Origin of the sequence: Arthrobacter crystallopoietes BAB-32 (assembly GCF_000328305.2) — a bacterium.
GTDB lineage: Bacteria > Actinomycetota > Actinomycetes > Actinomycetales > Micrococcaceae > Crystallibacter > Crystallibacter crystallopoietes_A.
This window is the reverse complement of record NZ_ANPE02000135.1, coordinates 1-15896: the sequence shown is the minus strand read 5'-3', so window position 1 is coordinate 15896 and position 15896 is coordinate 1. Positions and strand designations below refer to the sequence as shown.

Here is a 15896-nt window from a genome sequence, read left to right as displayed (position 1 = left end):
GCCTGTCCGGAGCAACATCCAAGACTGGTGTGCAGGTCCAGCACGAAAGGCGAAGCAGGCACGTGATTCTGTTGTCCATGCGATTGCGTTTACTGCTGCAGATGGACATCAGGCCATCGGTAGACATGGACGACATGGGGATTCACGCTTTACAGAGGACGAGCTGCTTCGGATCGCCGGGCTCATTGAATTAGCTTCAGGGGAGTTGGCTACGGCTTCATCCGGTGTACGACGGCCGTGGGAGCAGGACTAGCGGATGGAATGCCCGTAACGCTTCACCACCTACGCATGTTCCGTAGCGAACACACATAGGCTGGACGCAGTACGACGTGGCATGAGGGGGATGACGATTTGGCGGGCTTCAACGAAGCGAATACGGTGCAGCAGCCGATCCTGGACCTGCTGGTGGCAGCGGGCTGGAAGCACGTGCCGGGGAACCAGCTCGCGCGGCGCACCGAGGACGTGCTGATCGAGTCTGACCTGACCGATGCTCTGGCAAAGCTGAATCCTGCCGTTGCCGAAGATTCGACCCGGGCGAAAGAGATCCTCGGTCCCCTCAGGGCGATGATGCTCTCCGCGCGCGAGGACGGGCTGGTGGTCACGAACCAGCGGTTCCTGGAATGGCTGCGCGGGCAGAAGACCCACCGGTTCCAAGGCAGGGAGGGCTATGACCCGGTGACCCTTATCGACTTCACTTACCCGGCGGCCAACACCTTGGTCGTCTCGGACGAGGTCACCATGGGCACCCCGGGACACCAGGCCCGGTTCGACCTGGTGCTGTGGGTGAACGGTATCCCGCTGGTGGTCATTGAAACCAAGACTCGATTGCAGGCCCGGGTCACTTGGCTGAATGCAGCCAATGAGATCCACACCGTCTACGAGCCGGGGTGGCCGGAATTCTTCGTACCCAATGCCTTCTCAGTGGCCACCGACGGCAAGGAACTGCGGTATGGCGGCGTCGGCACGGACATCGAGCACTGGGGCGTCTGGGGCTGCACCACCGAGGAGATCAAGCCGAACGGGTGGCCGCGGGTGCAGCGCTCCGTGGAGCTGTTGCTGGATCCGGCCATGGTGCTTTCCATTGTCGCCGACTTCACGGCGTTCGAGTTGAAGGGTCGGCACTCCGGAGCGCCCAGGCTGCTGAAGATCGTGCCGCGGTATCCGCAGGTCGAAGCCGTCGAGGCGATCCACGCCCGTGCCCTGCATGGCACGAAGCGGCAGGGGCTGATCCACCACACCCAGGGTTCCGGCAAGACCATCGCGATGCTGTTCGCCGCCGTGAAGCTGGTGAATGAGCCGCGGCTGCAGAACCCGTCGGTCATCCTGATCGCGGACCGGATTCAGCTGGTGTCCCAGATGTACAGGCAGTTCCTGAGGGCCGGTATGCCGTCCCTGCAGACCCCCGCCAGCGCGCCCGAGCTGCGGTCGATGCTGCTGAAAGACCAGCGCGGCGTCATCTTCACGACCGTGCACAAGTTCAAGGATGCTGGCGTGCTCAATGAGCGGGACAACATCATCGTCCTAATCGACGAAGCCCACCGCACGCAGGAAGGCCAGCTCGGCAAGCACCTGCGCCGGGCCTTCCCGAACGCCCGGTTCTTCGGCTTCACCGGAACACCCATCGCCGACGCCGACCGCAACACTTTCGAGCTGTTCGGGGACCCGGACGACCCCAACCACGCGATGAACACCTACGACTCTGACCGGTCCATTGCCGACAAAACCACGGTTCCGATGCATGTGGCGCCGCGGCTGGTGCAGTTCCACATCCGCAGGGACGACTTGGACAAGGCTTTTGACGAGCTCGCCCAGGAAGAAGGCCTGACCGAGGAGGAGCAGGACTTCGTCGCGTCCAAGGCGACCCACACCCGCACTTTCTTTGCCAACCCGGAGCGCGTCCAGAAGGTGTGCGCAGACATCATCGAGCACTTCTACTCGACCATCGACCCGCTGGGCATGAAAGCCCAGATCGTCGTCTTCGACCGCGGTCTTTGCGTCGCCTACCACGAAGAGCTGACCCGGCAGCTGTCTGCCCGCGCCGGAACCGACGCTACTCCGGACGAGGCCGCCGTCATCATGTCGGTGAACTCCAAGGACGACCCATCTTGGCAGCAGTTCAGGATCACCGACGAACGCGAAGAAGACCTGCTCAACCGCTTCCGCGAGCTCGGCGACCCGCTCAAGTTCCTGATCGTCACCTCCAAGCTCGGCATCGGCTTCGACGCACCCATCGAGGGCGTGATGTACCTGGACAAACCGATGAAGATGCACACCCTCTACCAGACGATCACGCGGACCAACCGGAACTGGAAGAACTCGGTCACCGGCCAGGAGAAGAAGCACGGGCTGATTGTCGATTATGTCGGCCTCGGGGACGGGTTCGCGCGGGCTATGAAGCCTGCCAACCCCGAGCACGCCCGAAAGGAGCTTGAGGTCGACTCCCTGATCACGCAGTTCGAGGTCGAGCTGGCCAACACCTTGGACCGGTTCGCCGGCATCGACCGTACCAGCAGCAGCTTTGATGCCCTGCAGGCCGCGCATGAGCGTATCCCGGACGATAACGCGCAGGAGCGCTTCGCAGCCCAGTTCGGCATGCTGCAGGGGATCTGGGAGGCCGTCTGGCCGGACGAGCGGCTGGAAGACCACCAGGCTGACTACAAGTGGCTGTCCAAGGTCTACGCCTCGGTGCTGCCGACCGATACCCGGCGGGACCTGCTCTGGGAACGGATCGGTGCCAAGACCCTCGAGCTGGTCCACGGCCACATCGGCGACGTCAAGGTGAAGGACACCGGGGTCGACGTTGTGATCGCCGACGAAGGTACCATCAAGCGCCTGATTGAGGCTGGCGTCATCGACCCGGAGGAAGGATCCGGCGAAGACACCGTCATCACGGCCTCCGAGGTTGTCGACAACATCGCGAACCGGCTGCGCCGCCGGCTGGAAGGGGCGAACGGCGGCCACGCCGTCTACAAGAGCCTTTCGGAGCGCCTGGAGCGGCTGCGCGAGCGGCAGTTCGCCAAGGCCCAGGAGTCCGTCTCCTACCTGCAGGAGATCCTGAGCGTGGCAACCGATATGGCGGCTGCGGAGAAGGCCGAGGACACCGGCGGAAAGGCCGCCCTGGACCTGCTGCCGGATTCGAACATTGGTGCGCTCACCCAGATCTTCAGGGAGTACAAGCCGGACAACACACCAGTCATCCTGGAGAAGGTTGTCCGTGACATTGACGCGATCGTGAAAGAGGTCCGCTGGGACGGCTGGGCATCAATGGAACACGGCGATATGGAAGTCAGAAGGGCTGTCCTGAAAGTCTTGCGCCATTACCGTCTGCCGTTGCAGGGAGAGCTGTTCGAACGGGCCTACGACTACGTGTCCACCCACTACTGACAATTCGTGCGCCCTGTCCCGCGAGTACGCCGAGCAGCACGCCATCCAGGATGACGACCCGGACAACGACTGGTCCATCATCTCGATGCAGGTCCCTGCCAGGCACGTCTTCACCGACCGAAACGACCTCTCCGAGTACGGCTACGACCCGGGCGAGCCGCATGAGCAGAAGGTTGCGCAGGAGCATCCGGAGGAGCGCCCCGACGGGCTGCCGGCCTCGCTCTTCCAGATCCGGATCACCATTTCGAGGCGGCCCACCGCGCCATCATCGCCGGCACCGCCCGCGCCGAGCTCGCCGAGCGGTTCGCCGCCTCAGGGCTCAGCGACGAGGAACTAGGGGAGCGGGTCGGGCACAGTGCCCGCATCGCCCGCCGCGTGGTCGAGGGCAAGGAGTTCCTGAACGAGACCAAGGTGGCGCACTACTTCCGTGCGATGGATCCGCAGTAGGCAGGACAGCTAGAGCAACTGACGAACCCGCTCGGCCCTGGCCATGAACCCGTTCCCTGGCCTTGTCCAGTCGCCAGCGTTCCGGCGGCCGGCAGGCAAACCAGCGCTGCAGCACAGTCAGTTCACCTGCCTGATCACCGAGCCGGCGATGCACCTTTGCCGCCTCCTGGTACCAGTAGGGTTGGGGTTCGCGAGCGTCATACGGCTCGAGGGTCTCGCAGACGTCCATGATCTCGCCCAGGAGAGCCAGGCTCTCGTGGTCCTGCCCGGCATCCTTCCACTCGGCCAGCTCGTCGTGCCAGGTGTTGAAGTCCTGGCCCCGAATTCTGCGTCGCCGGTAGCACTCCTCCATGTTAATCGCACCGATCAGCTATTCGATCTCGGTCGCCATCGATGTCCTCCCCTTGAATCACGGATACAGAAACCACCATGACTGATGCGGTCCGACAATCGAAGCGAATCCCTACTCCTGTGGATAACCGCACCTGAATCTGCCGCCAAGACGGAGTCGGCCCGGCATGGGCCCCAAAGAGCGGTAACCTATCGGCCGAGCCATGAAACGGTAAACTTCAAGCATTCACTTCGAGTTGGGGGAGTACATGAACACAATCCACCCGGGCGGCGAGGAGATACCGCGCCAGCCACCGTACGGCTACCAGCAGCCGTCGTATCCGCAGCGGCCTGGCCCGCGGTTCGCACAGCCGCAGGGCTACCCTCAGCCGCAATACCAAGCTCCACAGCAGCCGACAGGGGCCTGGATCCAGATGCCTCTGCCCGCTTGGCGGGTGAAGGCTCCGGTGCCGCCTTTGCGGCTGGCCGCCGGCATCGCCATGCTGGCAGCCGGGCTCTGGGGAGTGCTCCAGACCTTCGACTACTACGACAGCGCAGTAGGGGGAGGGGATATTGCGCTTATGCTCCTCCTGCCGATCATGGCCATGGGCACGGGCGTCACCGGTATCGTCACCCTCTCCACCCTGCGCACCCGTCGCGAATCGCTTACCTATGTGACGGCGATCTTCGCCGGTCTGGCCGGGCTCACCTACCTTGGGCTGGTGCTGACCGGCATCCTGACAATCGGGCTGCCCGGTCTGGTGTACGCCGCCGCCGGAATGTTCCTGATCATCCGGTCCCATGTCACTGAACGTGCTGCGGACATCCACCGTGCATCCAAGCGGCAGGAGGCCTCCCGATGAGCCAGCCCCATTATGGACAGCCACCGCAGGGGCCGGGACAACCGGTGTCAGGCCCGCCGCAGTACATCCAGCCGGTGTACGCACAGCCCGCTCCGGCGCCCTGGTATCCGCAGGTGCCCGCCAAACCGCCCGTCTCGGGACTCCGCGTTACCTCCGGCATCCTCGTGATCATCTTCTCCCTACTCCAGTCCGTCATGGGTGTAGCAGGACTCAACTACGACTTCGACGGGGAAAGCGCCTTCCTCGGGCTGGCGTCCTGGGGAATGCTGTACGCCGGCATCATGCTGCTCGTAAAAAGCCGATCAACCACTCCGACCGCACCGACGGTGGGACTGGCGTTCCTCGGCGTACTTCTGGGCGTTCTGGTTCCCCATTTTGCCGTTGCCGAAGTCAGGGACTTCTTCGGCTCGCTCGTCCTCTTCGTGATCTGGGCTGCGCCAGCCGGACTCCTGATCGCAACGCTGGTCAGGGAACGCAGGTCGCGGCCGGCGCCGCTGTCCTAAGAGGCCCGGCCGCAGGAGCCCAGTCCGACAAGGAAGGTGGCGGTCCCGATCCCGAGGTGCGCGACCGCACGCCAATCGAGGAGCTGAAGGCCAACTATGACTTCGCCGGCGGCGACCATGAGAATTACTGCTGCAAGCATCACCGGATGCACGTCATGCCGCACCGCGGATGCCTCCTTCGATGGCGGAGAACCTCCTACCTGCGTCCTGGGTTCTCCGGACTGATGACGCGGACACCGGTGCTGCTTAGCACCATCATGGTGTGACCCTCCGGAGCGGTCAGGGCTGACTCCCATACATGAATCGTGAACAGGCCCAGCGGCGTGGCCCCTGAGCCCGCGGCGCTTTGCCTATACGCGCGGGAGGCGAGCCGCGAGGCGATCTCATTTAGCGGTTCAACGAACTGGAAGCTGCGGCCATAGGGAGGACGGAGGTGGTAGCGGAGAAGCGCCGCTGGGCCTGAACCGACAACTTCGAAGTGTCCATCGCCGTCCTCCAGACCATCGAGCTCAGTCCTGATGTTCAAGCCGGCTCTCGTTCCAGCCACAGCACTTCGCCGTCGAAGTGACGGCCGCCGTATTGCAGCAGGCCTGTCTGCATGTCCTCGATCAAGGTGAACCGGACGGCATATTCGACCCATTCCTCAACCGCCTGCGGCGCCCATCTTGTCCATACCGGATGATCGGTGGTGTCCGGCAGCTCCACCCGGTAGCCGAGCGGCTGAGGGTAGTCGTTCCAGCGGAACACTAACTCGAGAAATCCGGCCGCGACGCGCAGTGAGATGAGAGCCAGTGCGTCGCCGCCGACGGGGCGGACCATGACGTCCTCGGCGGCAGCGAGTATCGCCTGCTGGTCGATCACTTCGGCCATTCAGGCCTCCTTCGCTGCAATTGAGCTCTGATCTTACCGGCTGCCGCCGCGAGCCTTCCCTGCCGCCGGGTGCCTCGCTACTAGGCTGGATCGTGAGATCCACCGGGTCTTCCGTACACATAAGGAACATGCAGAAAATCCGCGCCAAAACCCTCTCCGTGACCGCTGCCCTGTTGATTGCCGCGTCGCTGGCAGCTTGCACCCCGGCCGACACCAAAGCCCCGGCTCCCGCCAGCGCCGCCGAGACCAGCCCGGCGACCACGACGTCGGCTACCCTGGCACCCGCCGAGGAGACCACTAAGGCCCCGGCAAAGGAGAAGGCTAAGGACAAGGCAACCAAGGCTGCAGCCGGCACAGCGCTCGAGCAGTTGGAAACGATCGCCATCAAGGGCCGGGCCCCGAAGACCGGCTACTCCCGTGACCAGTTCGGCAACGGCTGGATGGACCCGGACCGGAACGGCTGTGACGCCCGCAACGACATCCTCCAGCGCGACCTGACCAATGAGACTTTCAAGCCCGGAACCAACAACTGCGTGGTACTGACCGGCACCCTGGCTGACCCCTACACGGCCACCACGATCGACTTCGTGCGCGGGGACAAGTCCAGCACCCTCGTCCAGATCGATCACGTCGTGGCGCTCTCCGATGGCTGGCAGAAGGGCGCCCAGCAGCTCTCCCGCGAGCAGCGCGAGGCGTTCGCCAACGACCCGCTGAACCTGATGGCCGCCGATGGACCCACCAACGGCGCCAAGGGCGACTCCGATGCCGCGACCTGGCTGCCGCCGAACAAGGGCTTCCGATGCGAATACGTGGCGCTGCAGACCGCGGTGAAGGCCAAGTACGGCCTCTGGATGACCCAAGCCGAGCATGACGCCATCCGCAACATCCTGACCAACTCCTGCCCGGACCAGCCGGTCCCCGCCGATCAAGGTGGAGTCGACGTTCCCGTGAAGGCGAAGGAAGAGCCAGCACCGGCGGCGCAGGAGCCGGTCCAGCAGGAAGCTCCTGTCGACATGGCCACGGGCGGAGACGACAGGGTGATCACCTCGTACGCGAATTGCTCCGAGGTGAAGGCCGCTGGTGTCGCCCCGATCCGGGTCGGGGATCCGGGATGGGACCAGAAGTTCGACCGCGACGGCGACGGCGTCGGCTGCGAGTCCTAAGACGACCCGGGGTGTCCGGGGGAGCACTAGTTGGGAGCACACACACCATGACCGATAACAATCCACCTCCTGCGCCGGACCAGCCACCGGTACCTCCTCAGGGACAAGTGCCGGTGCAGGCCGCCTACCCTCCGCCGCCCGGATATGCGCAGCCAGTGCCGGACGGGTACTACCAGGCTCAGCCGACCGGCTACTACCAGCCCGTTCCACCGGCATACCCGTACCCGCCGCAGCCTCAGGCGGGCCAGTACTACGGTGCGCCGTACCCGGGGCAGCCAATGGCCTACATGCCGCCGCCGCCGCGACGTAAGCCGGCGTCGATGGGCCTGCGGATCGGATCCGGCATCGTCGGCATCATCTTTGCGCTGTGGAGCATGCTCTCGTCGATCGCAGTCTTCGCATCCTTCCAGCCCGAGGGCCTGGACATCTTCGCCGGTCTGCTTCTGGCCGCCGGCGGGCTGGCCACGCTGGTCGTGGCGATCATCGTCCTGGTCAACGCGCGGTCGGCATCCTCGACTTTCTCGCTCGCCCTGCTGGGCACGGCGGGCACGGCTTTGATCGGTCAGGGGGTGGCCGGTCAGTCCGCTCTGCCACTGGGACACCTGCTCGGCTTCGCCGTCGTCATAGTGGCCTGCCTGGCCCTCGGAAGAGACAAAACACCCGGTCCAGCCCCGGCCAATCTGAAGCTGCGCCGGGCGGCCGGCATTGTCGCCCTCTTCCTCGGCGTCTCCATGGTGATGAGTTTCGCCGGGACGGTCAGGTGGATGGACGGACTGGAGCTGTCGCTGCCCCTCTCGCTGGTGGGTGCTGGTGCCGGGTTGTTCTTCGGAGTGCTGCTCATCTCGGACAGCAGAATCGTCCGCGACCTGCAGCCGCTGATGGCTCTCGGGACCGGCGTCCTGAGTCTGCTTGTCGCTCTCGCCTGGGCCGCCATCATGACGCCGCTGGTCATCGAGGCGGTCGCCTCCGTTGCGGTCATCGTGCTCTCGATTGTCATCCTCGTGAAGGAGAAGGGCACGAAGCCGCGCGACTGGTTCACCCCGCCGCCCTACGAGGACGCTGCGGCGGAATCGACGAAAGCCAGCTAGTTCAGCAGAACAGCCCGGCAGGATGCGCCCTGCCGGGCTGTTTGGTTTCCGTTAGAGCCGGAAGTTCGGCTCGGAGTACCGCTTGTAGGTGAACTGGCCGGCGTGCCCGTTGTGGCCGCGCGGCTGCACCCCGGTGGATGTGCCTTTCCGGGGCCTGGCGCTCGAGCTTGCGCTGCAGGTCCATCTCGGCCTGGAACTGCTCCTGCCGCAGCTTCGCCAGCGCGTCCTGGGTCATCCGCCGGCCCTGCGAGTCGGTGTAGGGATGGCACTGGCCCGGCGCCTCCTGCGCGCCGATGGGACCGTACGCGCGGGTCACGTAGTTGGCCCCACCGCCGGCATGCCGGTTGTCCTGATTGAGCTCATCATTGCCAGTGAAGACGCCCCCTGTCCCGCGCGTCCACTTCACCTGGCCGATCGCCTTGAAAAACTCCTTGGCGAGCGGATCGGCATGGGCATCCTCGACCGCGCGAGTGTTCTCGGAGACGGTCCAGTCGACCGAGCTGGTCTCGCGGTCGAGGTCGATGCTGCCGTCGGCCAGGTGGAAGCGTGTGGTCCGGTTGGTCGGGAAATCCACGTCGGTCTTCATGACCCGCTTGGGCTTCTCCTGGCCCCAGTGCGGTTGGCAGAGCCCCTGCGCGGTGTGGATGACATTGATCTTCTCCAGGTCAGGCTCCCGGTAACGTCCCCAGCCGCTGGCAGGCACATCGGCCTGGTTCAGTCGGTCGCTGAGGAACTTTCGGCCCGCGTCGCGGTACGCGGTCATGTCGGTCTGCTGCTTGCGGGTCAGCCCCTTCCAGAACTCCTGCGTCAGCGCGAAGGCCTGCTCCTTCCGTTCCGTGTCGGCGTCCTGGACCGCCTGCGGACCCGGGCGAATTCGGCGCTCGGCAGCTTGATCGTGCCCTGTTCCCAACTGGTATGCCCCACGGCTTCCTCCCCTGATCGGTTCACGCACTATGTGTGCGGCGGGGACCGCTCGGCAGCCGGTGAGCGCTGATTGACCTTCCGGACACATAGAATCCATTCCGGGGGAATCGTTTCAGCACCCCCATCGGGCGCCGGCCCGACCTTGAACAGCTAATGGGGGAACAGCATGGGACTTTTCGGGTACGACAGCGCCAGCGAACGCGCGGCATCGATGCAGGGCAGCAACGCCCGCGAGCAGTCGCGCCGTGCGCGGGAGCGCGATGACATCAACTTCCAGCGCCGTCAGGAAGCCGACTACGAGCGGCGGAACTGGGAGAACAAGAAAATGGCCTTCGAGGCCGAGCAGCGTCGTGCCGCACGCGAAGGCCGTGAGCCGATGTATGCCAGTCCCTATGAGGTGCCCGACATCCCGACGTTCTTCCAGGAACCGGAACCGGTCCGCGAATCCACCGGCGGTGGAATCCCCGGCTGGGTATGGCTGATCGGCGCGGCCTATCTGCTGATGATGCTCCTCGGCGCGGTCATGCAGGCCATCGTCGATACCCTCGGTACGGCTGCCGTCGTGGTCTTCAACATCATTTCGGTCCTCCTCAACGTGGGCTTCACGCTGGTGATCGCCGCCGTCGTTGTGCTGACGGTGGTCTGGCTGGTCAAGCGCGCTAAAGCCAAGGGCGACCCGGAGCTGCTGAAGGCGGCGAACATGTGGAACCCGCTGAGGATCGGCAAGGCCAGCTGGCTGGTCGCCAAGGACCTGCGCCGGGAGCGCGCCGCCCGTCGGCCGACGCAGCCCCAGGAACCGACCTACTAGGAGCAAGTACCACGTTGAGGCCTCGGACCCGTTTCGGTCCGGGGCCTCTGTGCGGGAATCGCGGGTTCCGCACACATCCGGCCAATGCAGAAGATCAAACTCCAGTACCGCAAGCCCATCGTGGATGCCGTGCAGATTACCCCGTCCAATCTTGACGCCGTCGCCGCCTGGTGCAGCGGACGTGTCCGCGGGACCGCCCTACCGCCGGAGCAGCGCTGCGTGCAGATCGATACCCTCTGGGACGGTGAGCAGGAAGCCCATGTCGGTGACTGGATGGTCAGCCGCGGTGACGGGCGCTTCAACCGCTACACCGAGGATGAACTGCAGGCCGTCTTCCTGCGGGCCTCGTGACCGTCCCCGTGCCACCGTCCGGACCGGCTCAGTACCATGAGGGTATGGCTCTCAACCTGCCCGAGGAGATGGACCGCGAGCTCGATCGCATCGCCGCCGAGGAGCATGTCTCGAAGGACGTGCTCCTCCAGCAGGGTGCCCAGCTGGTGATTGACCGGCACACCCGACGCCGGGAAATCGAGGAAAGCCTCGAGTTCGTCATGACTCACGACGCCGAGCTGCTCAAGCGGCTCGAGGACGCCTGACACGATCTGCTGAACGTCCGTACCCCTGCTCTTCGCTAATCATTCAAGTCGTACTAGCTCACTATCTCCAGGGGCTCGATCGTCAGCGGAAGCCCGCCCGAGCAGGCAACCTGTACGGCATTGCCCCACCTAGATCCATCCTGATGGAGAACATCAACACGGAGTGACCCATATGGAACATCAACTTCAGCGATCTTCCGCATGTGCCAGTGCCCACAGAAAACATGGCGGGGCCGGGTTGCAAGAATAGCCCCGGTTAGCAGAACGCGACTCACGTCGGCTCGTGCCGACTCCTCAACTGGCAGGTCCAGCTCACTCTTCATGGTCACGAAATCCGGCACGTCGTGTGTGAACAGGACGTCAACCGGTCCGCCGGCGGCGAGCTTGGCGACATCATCTGGCTGCACTTCCTCCTGAGCCCACCAGTCTGCACCCTCGGTACGCCATTTCCGGTCAATAGAATAGGCGCCGCCCAAGCCGCCGATGGTCAGTCCTGCGTGATTGATACGGCCGCCGCGGGGGAGCAGAAATATTCCCTCGCGGAGCTTCGCAAGCCCCTCCGACCCTACTTCCAAGGCTTCCAGCTCATCATGGTTGTCGTGGTTACCAGCAATGAAAATAAGCCGGATGTCGCGGTCGATGAGCAGTCTCGACAGCTTGGCGTCAAAGCGGAACTTATCCCGACCGGGCCAGCAGAACCCGGCATCGCCGACCTGAAAAATCGTAGAAATGCCTTCTCGTGCGGCAGCCTTGATCACGTGCCGGCACCATCCAAGGTTGCCATGTAGGTCTCCCACCACGGCGAATTTCTCCATGCAAAGGATCCTATTCGACTGCCACGACAACATCTTCCTGCTCGGCCCGGCAGCAGGAAGACAGACGGGAGCTACGCCCCGGTCTTGATTCGAGGAGTTTGCAGTAAACCTCGCTTCTAGCGGAAGTACCGACCTTGCCTTCTTCCGCCGGCAGTGGTCCGTCAAGGGCGACAGCGGATTCTGCGCGGACGGTTGCTGCGTACTGGCCGCCTTCGCGGACTCCCTTGCGGACACGGTTCTGATTCAAAGTCATGCCCGTGTGTGTGCGGCATCTTCAGAAAACGGTGGGGTTCAGCGAAAAAACTTTTCAGCGGCCTGCCGACGGGTCTCGGAGGGCTTCTCATCCGGCCAGATCGGCCGCGGTGCAGGAGAGGTTTTGGGGCCCGAACAGGAGTCTTCTCGTGTGCCTTTCCGGCGGTCCTTTACCGGCTGGTCCAGACTGGTCCAAAGAGGTGGTCCAAACTGGTCCAATCCGCTGGTCCAAAGTGGTCCCGGAAGGTGGTCCATAGTGGTCCAGCCTGCTGGTCCAAACTGATCCACCTGAGTGTCAGTGGGTGGTCCTAGACTGGGCCTTCCGGTGGTCCAAAAGACCATGGTGACGCGGAGGAGATGCCTGTGGTGAATTCACGGATTGAAGCCGACGGCCGCATGATCACGATGCTGGCGTTGGCGCTGGTCGGGGTGCTGGCGGTGGCCAGTTTTTCGCTTTCCTTCCTCGGTTTGCTGCAGGCTGCGGCTTGGGCTGGCATCCCGGAACACCTTCGCTGGCTGGTTCCGGTGGTCGTTGATTCGACCATCCTGGTTTATGCCGTTGCTGCCACAGTTCAGCGCGCCCGCGGGGAAAATACGGGGTTGTCCTGGGCTGCGGTTGCCTTTTTCACCGGGGTTTCCGTCGCCGCGAACGCCGCGCATGTCCTGGTGCCGGACGGGCTTGCGCAGCCGCTGACGCCCCCGGTGATCTTCGGTGCGTTCCTAGCATCGATCATGCCGGTCAGCCTGTTTTTCGCGACGCACACGACAGTCGCCCTGGCGGTGGCACCGGTTCACGGGACGGTCGCCCAGCGGCGCCGGCGGTACGCGAAGAAGGCTGAAATGGACCGGTCTTTGGGCGAGCGGACCAGCAAAATGGACCGCTCGGGTGGACCACTTGGACCACGAAATGGACCAGCAGGTGGACCACCTTTGGACCAGCGGTCCGGACCACTTGGACCACCCCGTTTGGACCACTCTGGGGCACCCGGCAAACCAAGGTGAAACAGGACCCCCGGAAGGTGGTCGAGCTCGCCGGACAGCGCCTCAGCCAAAGGGTCATCGCAGAGCAGCTGGGGTGCTCGAAAACCACGGTCGCCCGGATCCTCGCTAATGCGAGAAGAAGCAGCCCCTTCAGCGGAGCGCCGCAAACAGGTGGCTCTGAATTCTTCCAGGCCCGACAGCACAAGGATCTGCATCTACTGCGGCCAACGCCCTGACATGCTCCACCCAGTTCATGGCTATCAACTTCAGAGGGACAGGGGTCAGTGGTGTGTCGGCCGCGCTACCTTGAGCAGTACATCGCCGAGGGTTTGCCACCGGACCGAAGAGCTGGTCGCCGGCGGCCTGCCCGCAGAAGTGCTGAACCGACTAGCCAGGAACCTGGGAACGCGCTCAACGTGCAGCAGCCTGCAACGGTCATCGACTCACAGCTTCCGGCGTCAGCTGGCATAGGGAAGAATTCGAACAGTTCGCCGCCGACTGACCCTTTGGGTCAATGGAGCTGCAGGACCTAATAAAAGAGGTCCGGATTTGGGACACGGTTATTGTCGGAGTCGACAGGCCTGGCTTGTCGCCGCGTATGCACTCCTCAACGGCTTGGCCAGAAAGGACTGCTGGTCGCCGACGGCGGTCACAGCACCGGGCATGGCTGGGAAGCCGGTGAAATTCCCTCCGGCTGTTCACCCCCGCACCGTTCAACGCGAAAATTGGCGAAAGGTTCCGGAAGCCAAAGACAAGTTCTTGAGTTCGCTGTATATCCATTTGGCCGCCATTTGGCTAGCCGGTCGCGCGGCATTAATAGCCAGTCCCTCCAACGTCCAGCCTTGACTGAGGAAAGGCGATTCTTGGCCTGAGCGCAGGGCCCATGCGCTCACTGCCTGCGTCAGCTCAGGGAAGACTTCTTCAATGAGCTCTTGCTGTGAAGCGCGGACCAGGACAGCTGCCCGGCTGTTGGAGGCAACCGTTGCCTCTGGGTGCTTATCCACAAATCTCTGAAAGACTTCTGCTGGTACTTCAACGTGGCCCAGCATGTGCTCATGGCCTCTAAGTACGTCGTTACGCCGAACTAAGAACCCGAGAGAGGCCACAGGCTGGTATGCATTGCGGCTGAGTGACCATCTGAAGGAGGCGAAAAGGCTCGTTGTAGCCTCCTCATATGCACGGCAGGCATTTCCTAGTAGCTCAGCCGCGAAGCGTAGGAGTTGATGGCTGCTGTAAATGGACTCGATCCAGCTGTCTGCGGTTTCCAGCCTCGCATCCGGGACAGGTAGTGGCCGCTCTAATAAAGCAGGGGACTGGTGCTCGCATCTAGCGATGAGATTGATGATTTGCCAGTCTTCGACGTGCCTTCCGTCAATGGAAAAAGTCCGAGAATCGGCTGCCGGTTCGATTTCGAGGAGTTCGGTACCAGCAGAAATAACGTCTCTACAGTCCAAGGGGGGATGCAGCACGCTTCGGTTGCTCATTATGGTCCGGGCGATGTCGTACTGCAATTCTTCTTCCCAGACTGAGTCCTGCAACCGACCCAAAGAGGCGCTGTCAAGAAGAGGCAGAGTCATCTTGGCTATCTGGTCCCGGATGACGGACCACGGCCATAAGGAGTCCAACGGGTATCTCAATGTCGTCACTGCAACCCACTCAGTGAACCCATTCGCGCTTGAGATCTCGGCACTGTCAGGAAGTTCGACTATCTCGTCGTTTTTTACTATCGCATTCGACCATCCATAAGCCACCCACCCCTGGCCCACTGCAATTCCGATCCGGAAGGCCGCCGGATCCTGCACGGGAAGAACGAACGGCGCAAGTGGGCCTACGGCATCGATCCACGCTCGAATGGCGCGAAGAAGGCGTGGTGCGACGGATTCAGCACGGGGACTTTCGCCGTCCCGTCCGGATGGTTTTGATCGCCACCCTTGGGACACCTGATCGACAACCCACGCTCCCGCCCCGGGATTCATGCGCAAACATGCTTCAATGAGGGTGTCGGCCAGTCTCAGCGCGTCCGCTCAGAACCGCGACAGCAATCACCCAGCGCCATCGGTCGAAGGTCATCGGACTTGCAAGAGCTTCGTGAAGTAAGTTCGAAGACCCCAGTAATGCTTGAGCAGAAAACCATTGCTCGAATACAGGCAAGGTGAATTTAGCCGTCCCCAGAGAAGTTGGCGTTACGAGTCTCGTCGAAACAGCAAGTTGTCGTTCGTGAAAAGTCAGCCCGTCGTCCAGCCCGTTCGTTCGCGTTAGCGATACGCTCATCCTAAGCAGCGCGTCATAAGTGTTTTCGGATGCGGTGGCGTTAGCGGCACTGGCGCGTGAGAGAGCTTGCTCCACCAAGCTCTTCATAAGTTCGGCTTGGCCCTTGGGCGCTGCCCCCGCTGCCACCAAGGCAGCAGCAGCCAGAGCGAAGAATGGGCGCCGTATGGTTGCGACGAGTTCCGACGTCCAGTCCCATGAGATGTGTTGACGTCCGGATAGCTCTTGTACGAGTTGCCGGGCAGCATTTTCGTGCAGCCCCTCGACAACGAGGTCATCCTCGTTGGGAGGTAGAATTCCTGGCCTGGCTGTCCCCAAGGCGGAGGACAAAGAGTTACTTGCCACTAGGATTCGTGCGTCCCTGGCAATCTCCTCCGCCCGAGCTCCATCAACTTCGTCGAGACCGTCAATCACTGCGGCGACCCCACGGGCCCGAAGCAGGCCTAAACCTATTTGATCGGCGATGACTTTTTCAAGACCTTCATGACCGATCTGCCTGGCATATAGCCAAACTGGTATTGGAGCACTTCGGTCCGAGGTAAGCCTGGCTATAGCTGATCTATGCCATTCTTCGGCAATCTCCGACTTACCGGATCCAAAAGGT

General features: G+C 62.9%; 15 protein-coding genes. 10 read left to right on the top strand and 5 right to left on the bottom strand.

Going from position 1 to position 15896, the window contains the following annotated elements:
• The first annotated feature begins 351 nt into the window (after positions 1-351).
• From D477_RS11210 to D477_RS11195, 4 genes are all read left to right on the top strand, one after another.
• Positions 352-3384, top strand: a complete 3033-nt coding sequence (locus D477_RS11210; RefSeq protein WP_005269194.1) for a type I restriction endonuclease subunit R — start codon at positions 352-354, stop codon at positions 3382-3384.
• Between the two features lie 85 nt (positions 3385-3469).
• Positions 3470-3721 carry a hypothetical protein gene (locus D477_RS22670; protein WP_005269193.1) on the top strand — a complete coding sequence of 84 codons (252 nt, stop codon included), beginning with the start codon at positions 3470-3472 and terminating at the stop codon, positions 3719-3721.
• An 874-nt stretch (positions 3722-4595) separates the two neighbouring features.
• Positions 4596-5024 (top strand): hypothetical protein, encoded by a 429-nt coding sequence (locus D477_RS11200; protein WP_150110088.1) that lies wholly within the window; start codon positions 4596-4598, stop codon positions 5022-5024.
• Entirely contained in the window at positions 5021-5527 is a 507-nt protein-coding gene (locus tag D477_RS11195; protein ID WP_150110087.1) for a hypothetical protein, read from the top strand. Before D477_RS11200 ends, D477_RS11195 begins: the two co-directional genes overlap by 4 nt.
• A 522-nt stretch (positions 5528-6049) precedes the next feature.
• On the opposite strand, the gene D477_RS11185 is transcribed toward D477_RS11195, so the two are convergent.
• Entirely contained in the window at positions 6050-6397 is a 348-nt protein-coding gene (locus D477_RS11185) for a hypothetical protein (RefSeq protein ID WP_005269189.1), read from the bottom strand.
• A gap of 128 nt (positions 6398-6525) precedes the next feature.
• Here D477_RS11185 and D477_RS11180 point away from each other — a divergent pair, with 128 nt between their 5' ends.
• Complete coding sequence (locus D477_RS11180; protein ID WP_005269188.1) at positions 6526-7560, top strand: GmrSD restriction endonuclease domain-containing protein; 1035 nt, start codon at positions 6526-6528, stop codon at positions 7558-7560.
• A 47-nt stretch (positions 7561-7607) separates the two neighbouring features.
• Positions 7608-8648 carry a hypothetical protein gene (locus tag D477_RS11175; RefSeq protein WP_150110086.1) on the top strand — a complete coding sequence of 347 codons (1041 nt, stop codon included), beginning with the start codon at positions 7608-7610 and terminating at the stop codon, positions 8646-8648.
• 1 nt (position 8649) lies between these two features.
• Here D477_RS11175 and D477_RS11170 read toward each other — a convergent pair whose 3' ends face one another.
• The gene (locus D477_RS11170; RefSeq protein WP_005269181.1) at positions 8650-9558 is read right to left on the bottom strand and encodes a hypothetical protein; all 909 of its coding nucleotides are present in this window, start codon (positions 9556-9558) and stop codon (positions 8650-8652) included.
• Positions 9559-9738: 180 nt separating this feature from the next.
• Between D477_RS11170 and D477_RS11165 the strand changes: the two genes are divergently transcribed.
• The 3 genes from D477_RS11165 (at position 9739) to D477_RS11155 (ending at position 10976) form a co-directional block, all read left to right on the top strand.
• Positions 9739-10380 carry a hypothetical protein gene (locus tag D477_RS11165; protein ID WP_005269180.1) on the top strand — a complete coding sequence of 214 codons (642 nt, stop codon included), beginning with the start codon at positions 9739-9741 and terminating at the stop codon, positions 10378-10380.
• Positions 10381-10464: 84 nt separating this feature from the next.
• The gene (locus D477_RS11160; protein ID WP_005269179.1) at positions 10465-10731 is read left to right on the top strand and encodes a hypothetical protein; all 267 of its coding nucleotides are present in this window, start codon (positions 10465-10467) and stop codon (positions 10729-10731) included.
• 44 nt (positions 10732-10775) lie between these two features.
• Positions 10776-10976, top strand: a complete 201-nt coding sequence (locus D477_RS11155) for a hypothetical protein (RefSeq protein WP_005269178.1) — start codon at positions 10776-10778, stop codon at positions 10974-10976.
• A gap of 53 nt (positions 10977-11029) precedes the next feature.
• On the opposite strand, the gene D477_RS21190 is transcribed toward D477_RS11155, so the two are convergent.
• Complete coding sequence (locus tag D477_RS21190) at positions 11030-11791, bottom strand: metallophosphoesterase family protein (RefSeq protein ID WP_190273555.1); 762 nt, start codon at positions 11789-11791, stop codon at positions 11030-11032.
• Positions 11792-12406: 615 nt separating this feature from the next.
• On the opposite strand from D477_RS21190, the gene D477_RS11145 reads away from it, so the two are divergent.
• Positions 12407-13045: a DUF2637 domain-containing protein gene (locus D477_RS11145; RefSeq protein ID WP_005269176.1), complete on the top strand. Its 639-nt coding sequence runs from the start codon at positions 12407-12409 to the stop codon at positions 13043-13045.
• A 692-nt stretch (positions 13046-13737) separates the two neighbouring features.
• On the opposite strand, the gene D477_RS22290 is transcribed toward D477_RS11145, so the two are convergent.
• Together D477_RS22290 and D477_RS23270 are read right to left on the bottom strand one after the other, a co-directional pair.
• Entirely contained in the window at positions 13738-14601 is an 864-nt protein-coding gene (locus D477_RS22290) for a hypothetical protein (protein WP_150110083.1), read from the bottom strand.
• A gap of 412 nt (positions 14602-15013) precedes the next feature.
• Positions 15014-15896 (bottom strand): hypothetical protein (locus D477_RS23270; RefSeq protein WP_237740771.1); only part of this gene is annotated, 883 nt, incomplete at its 5' end.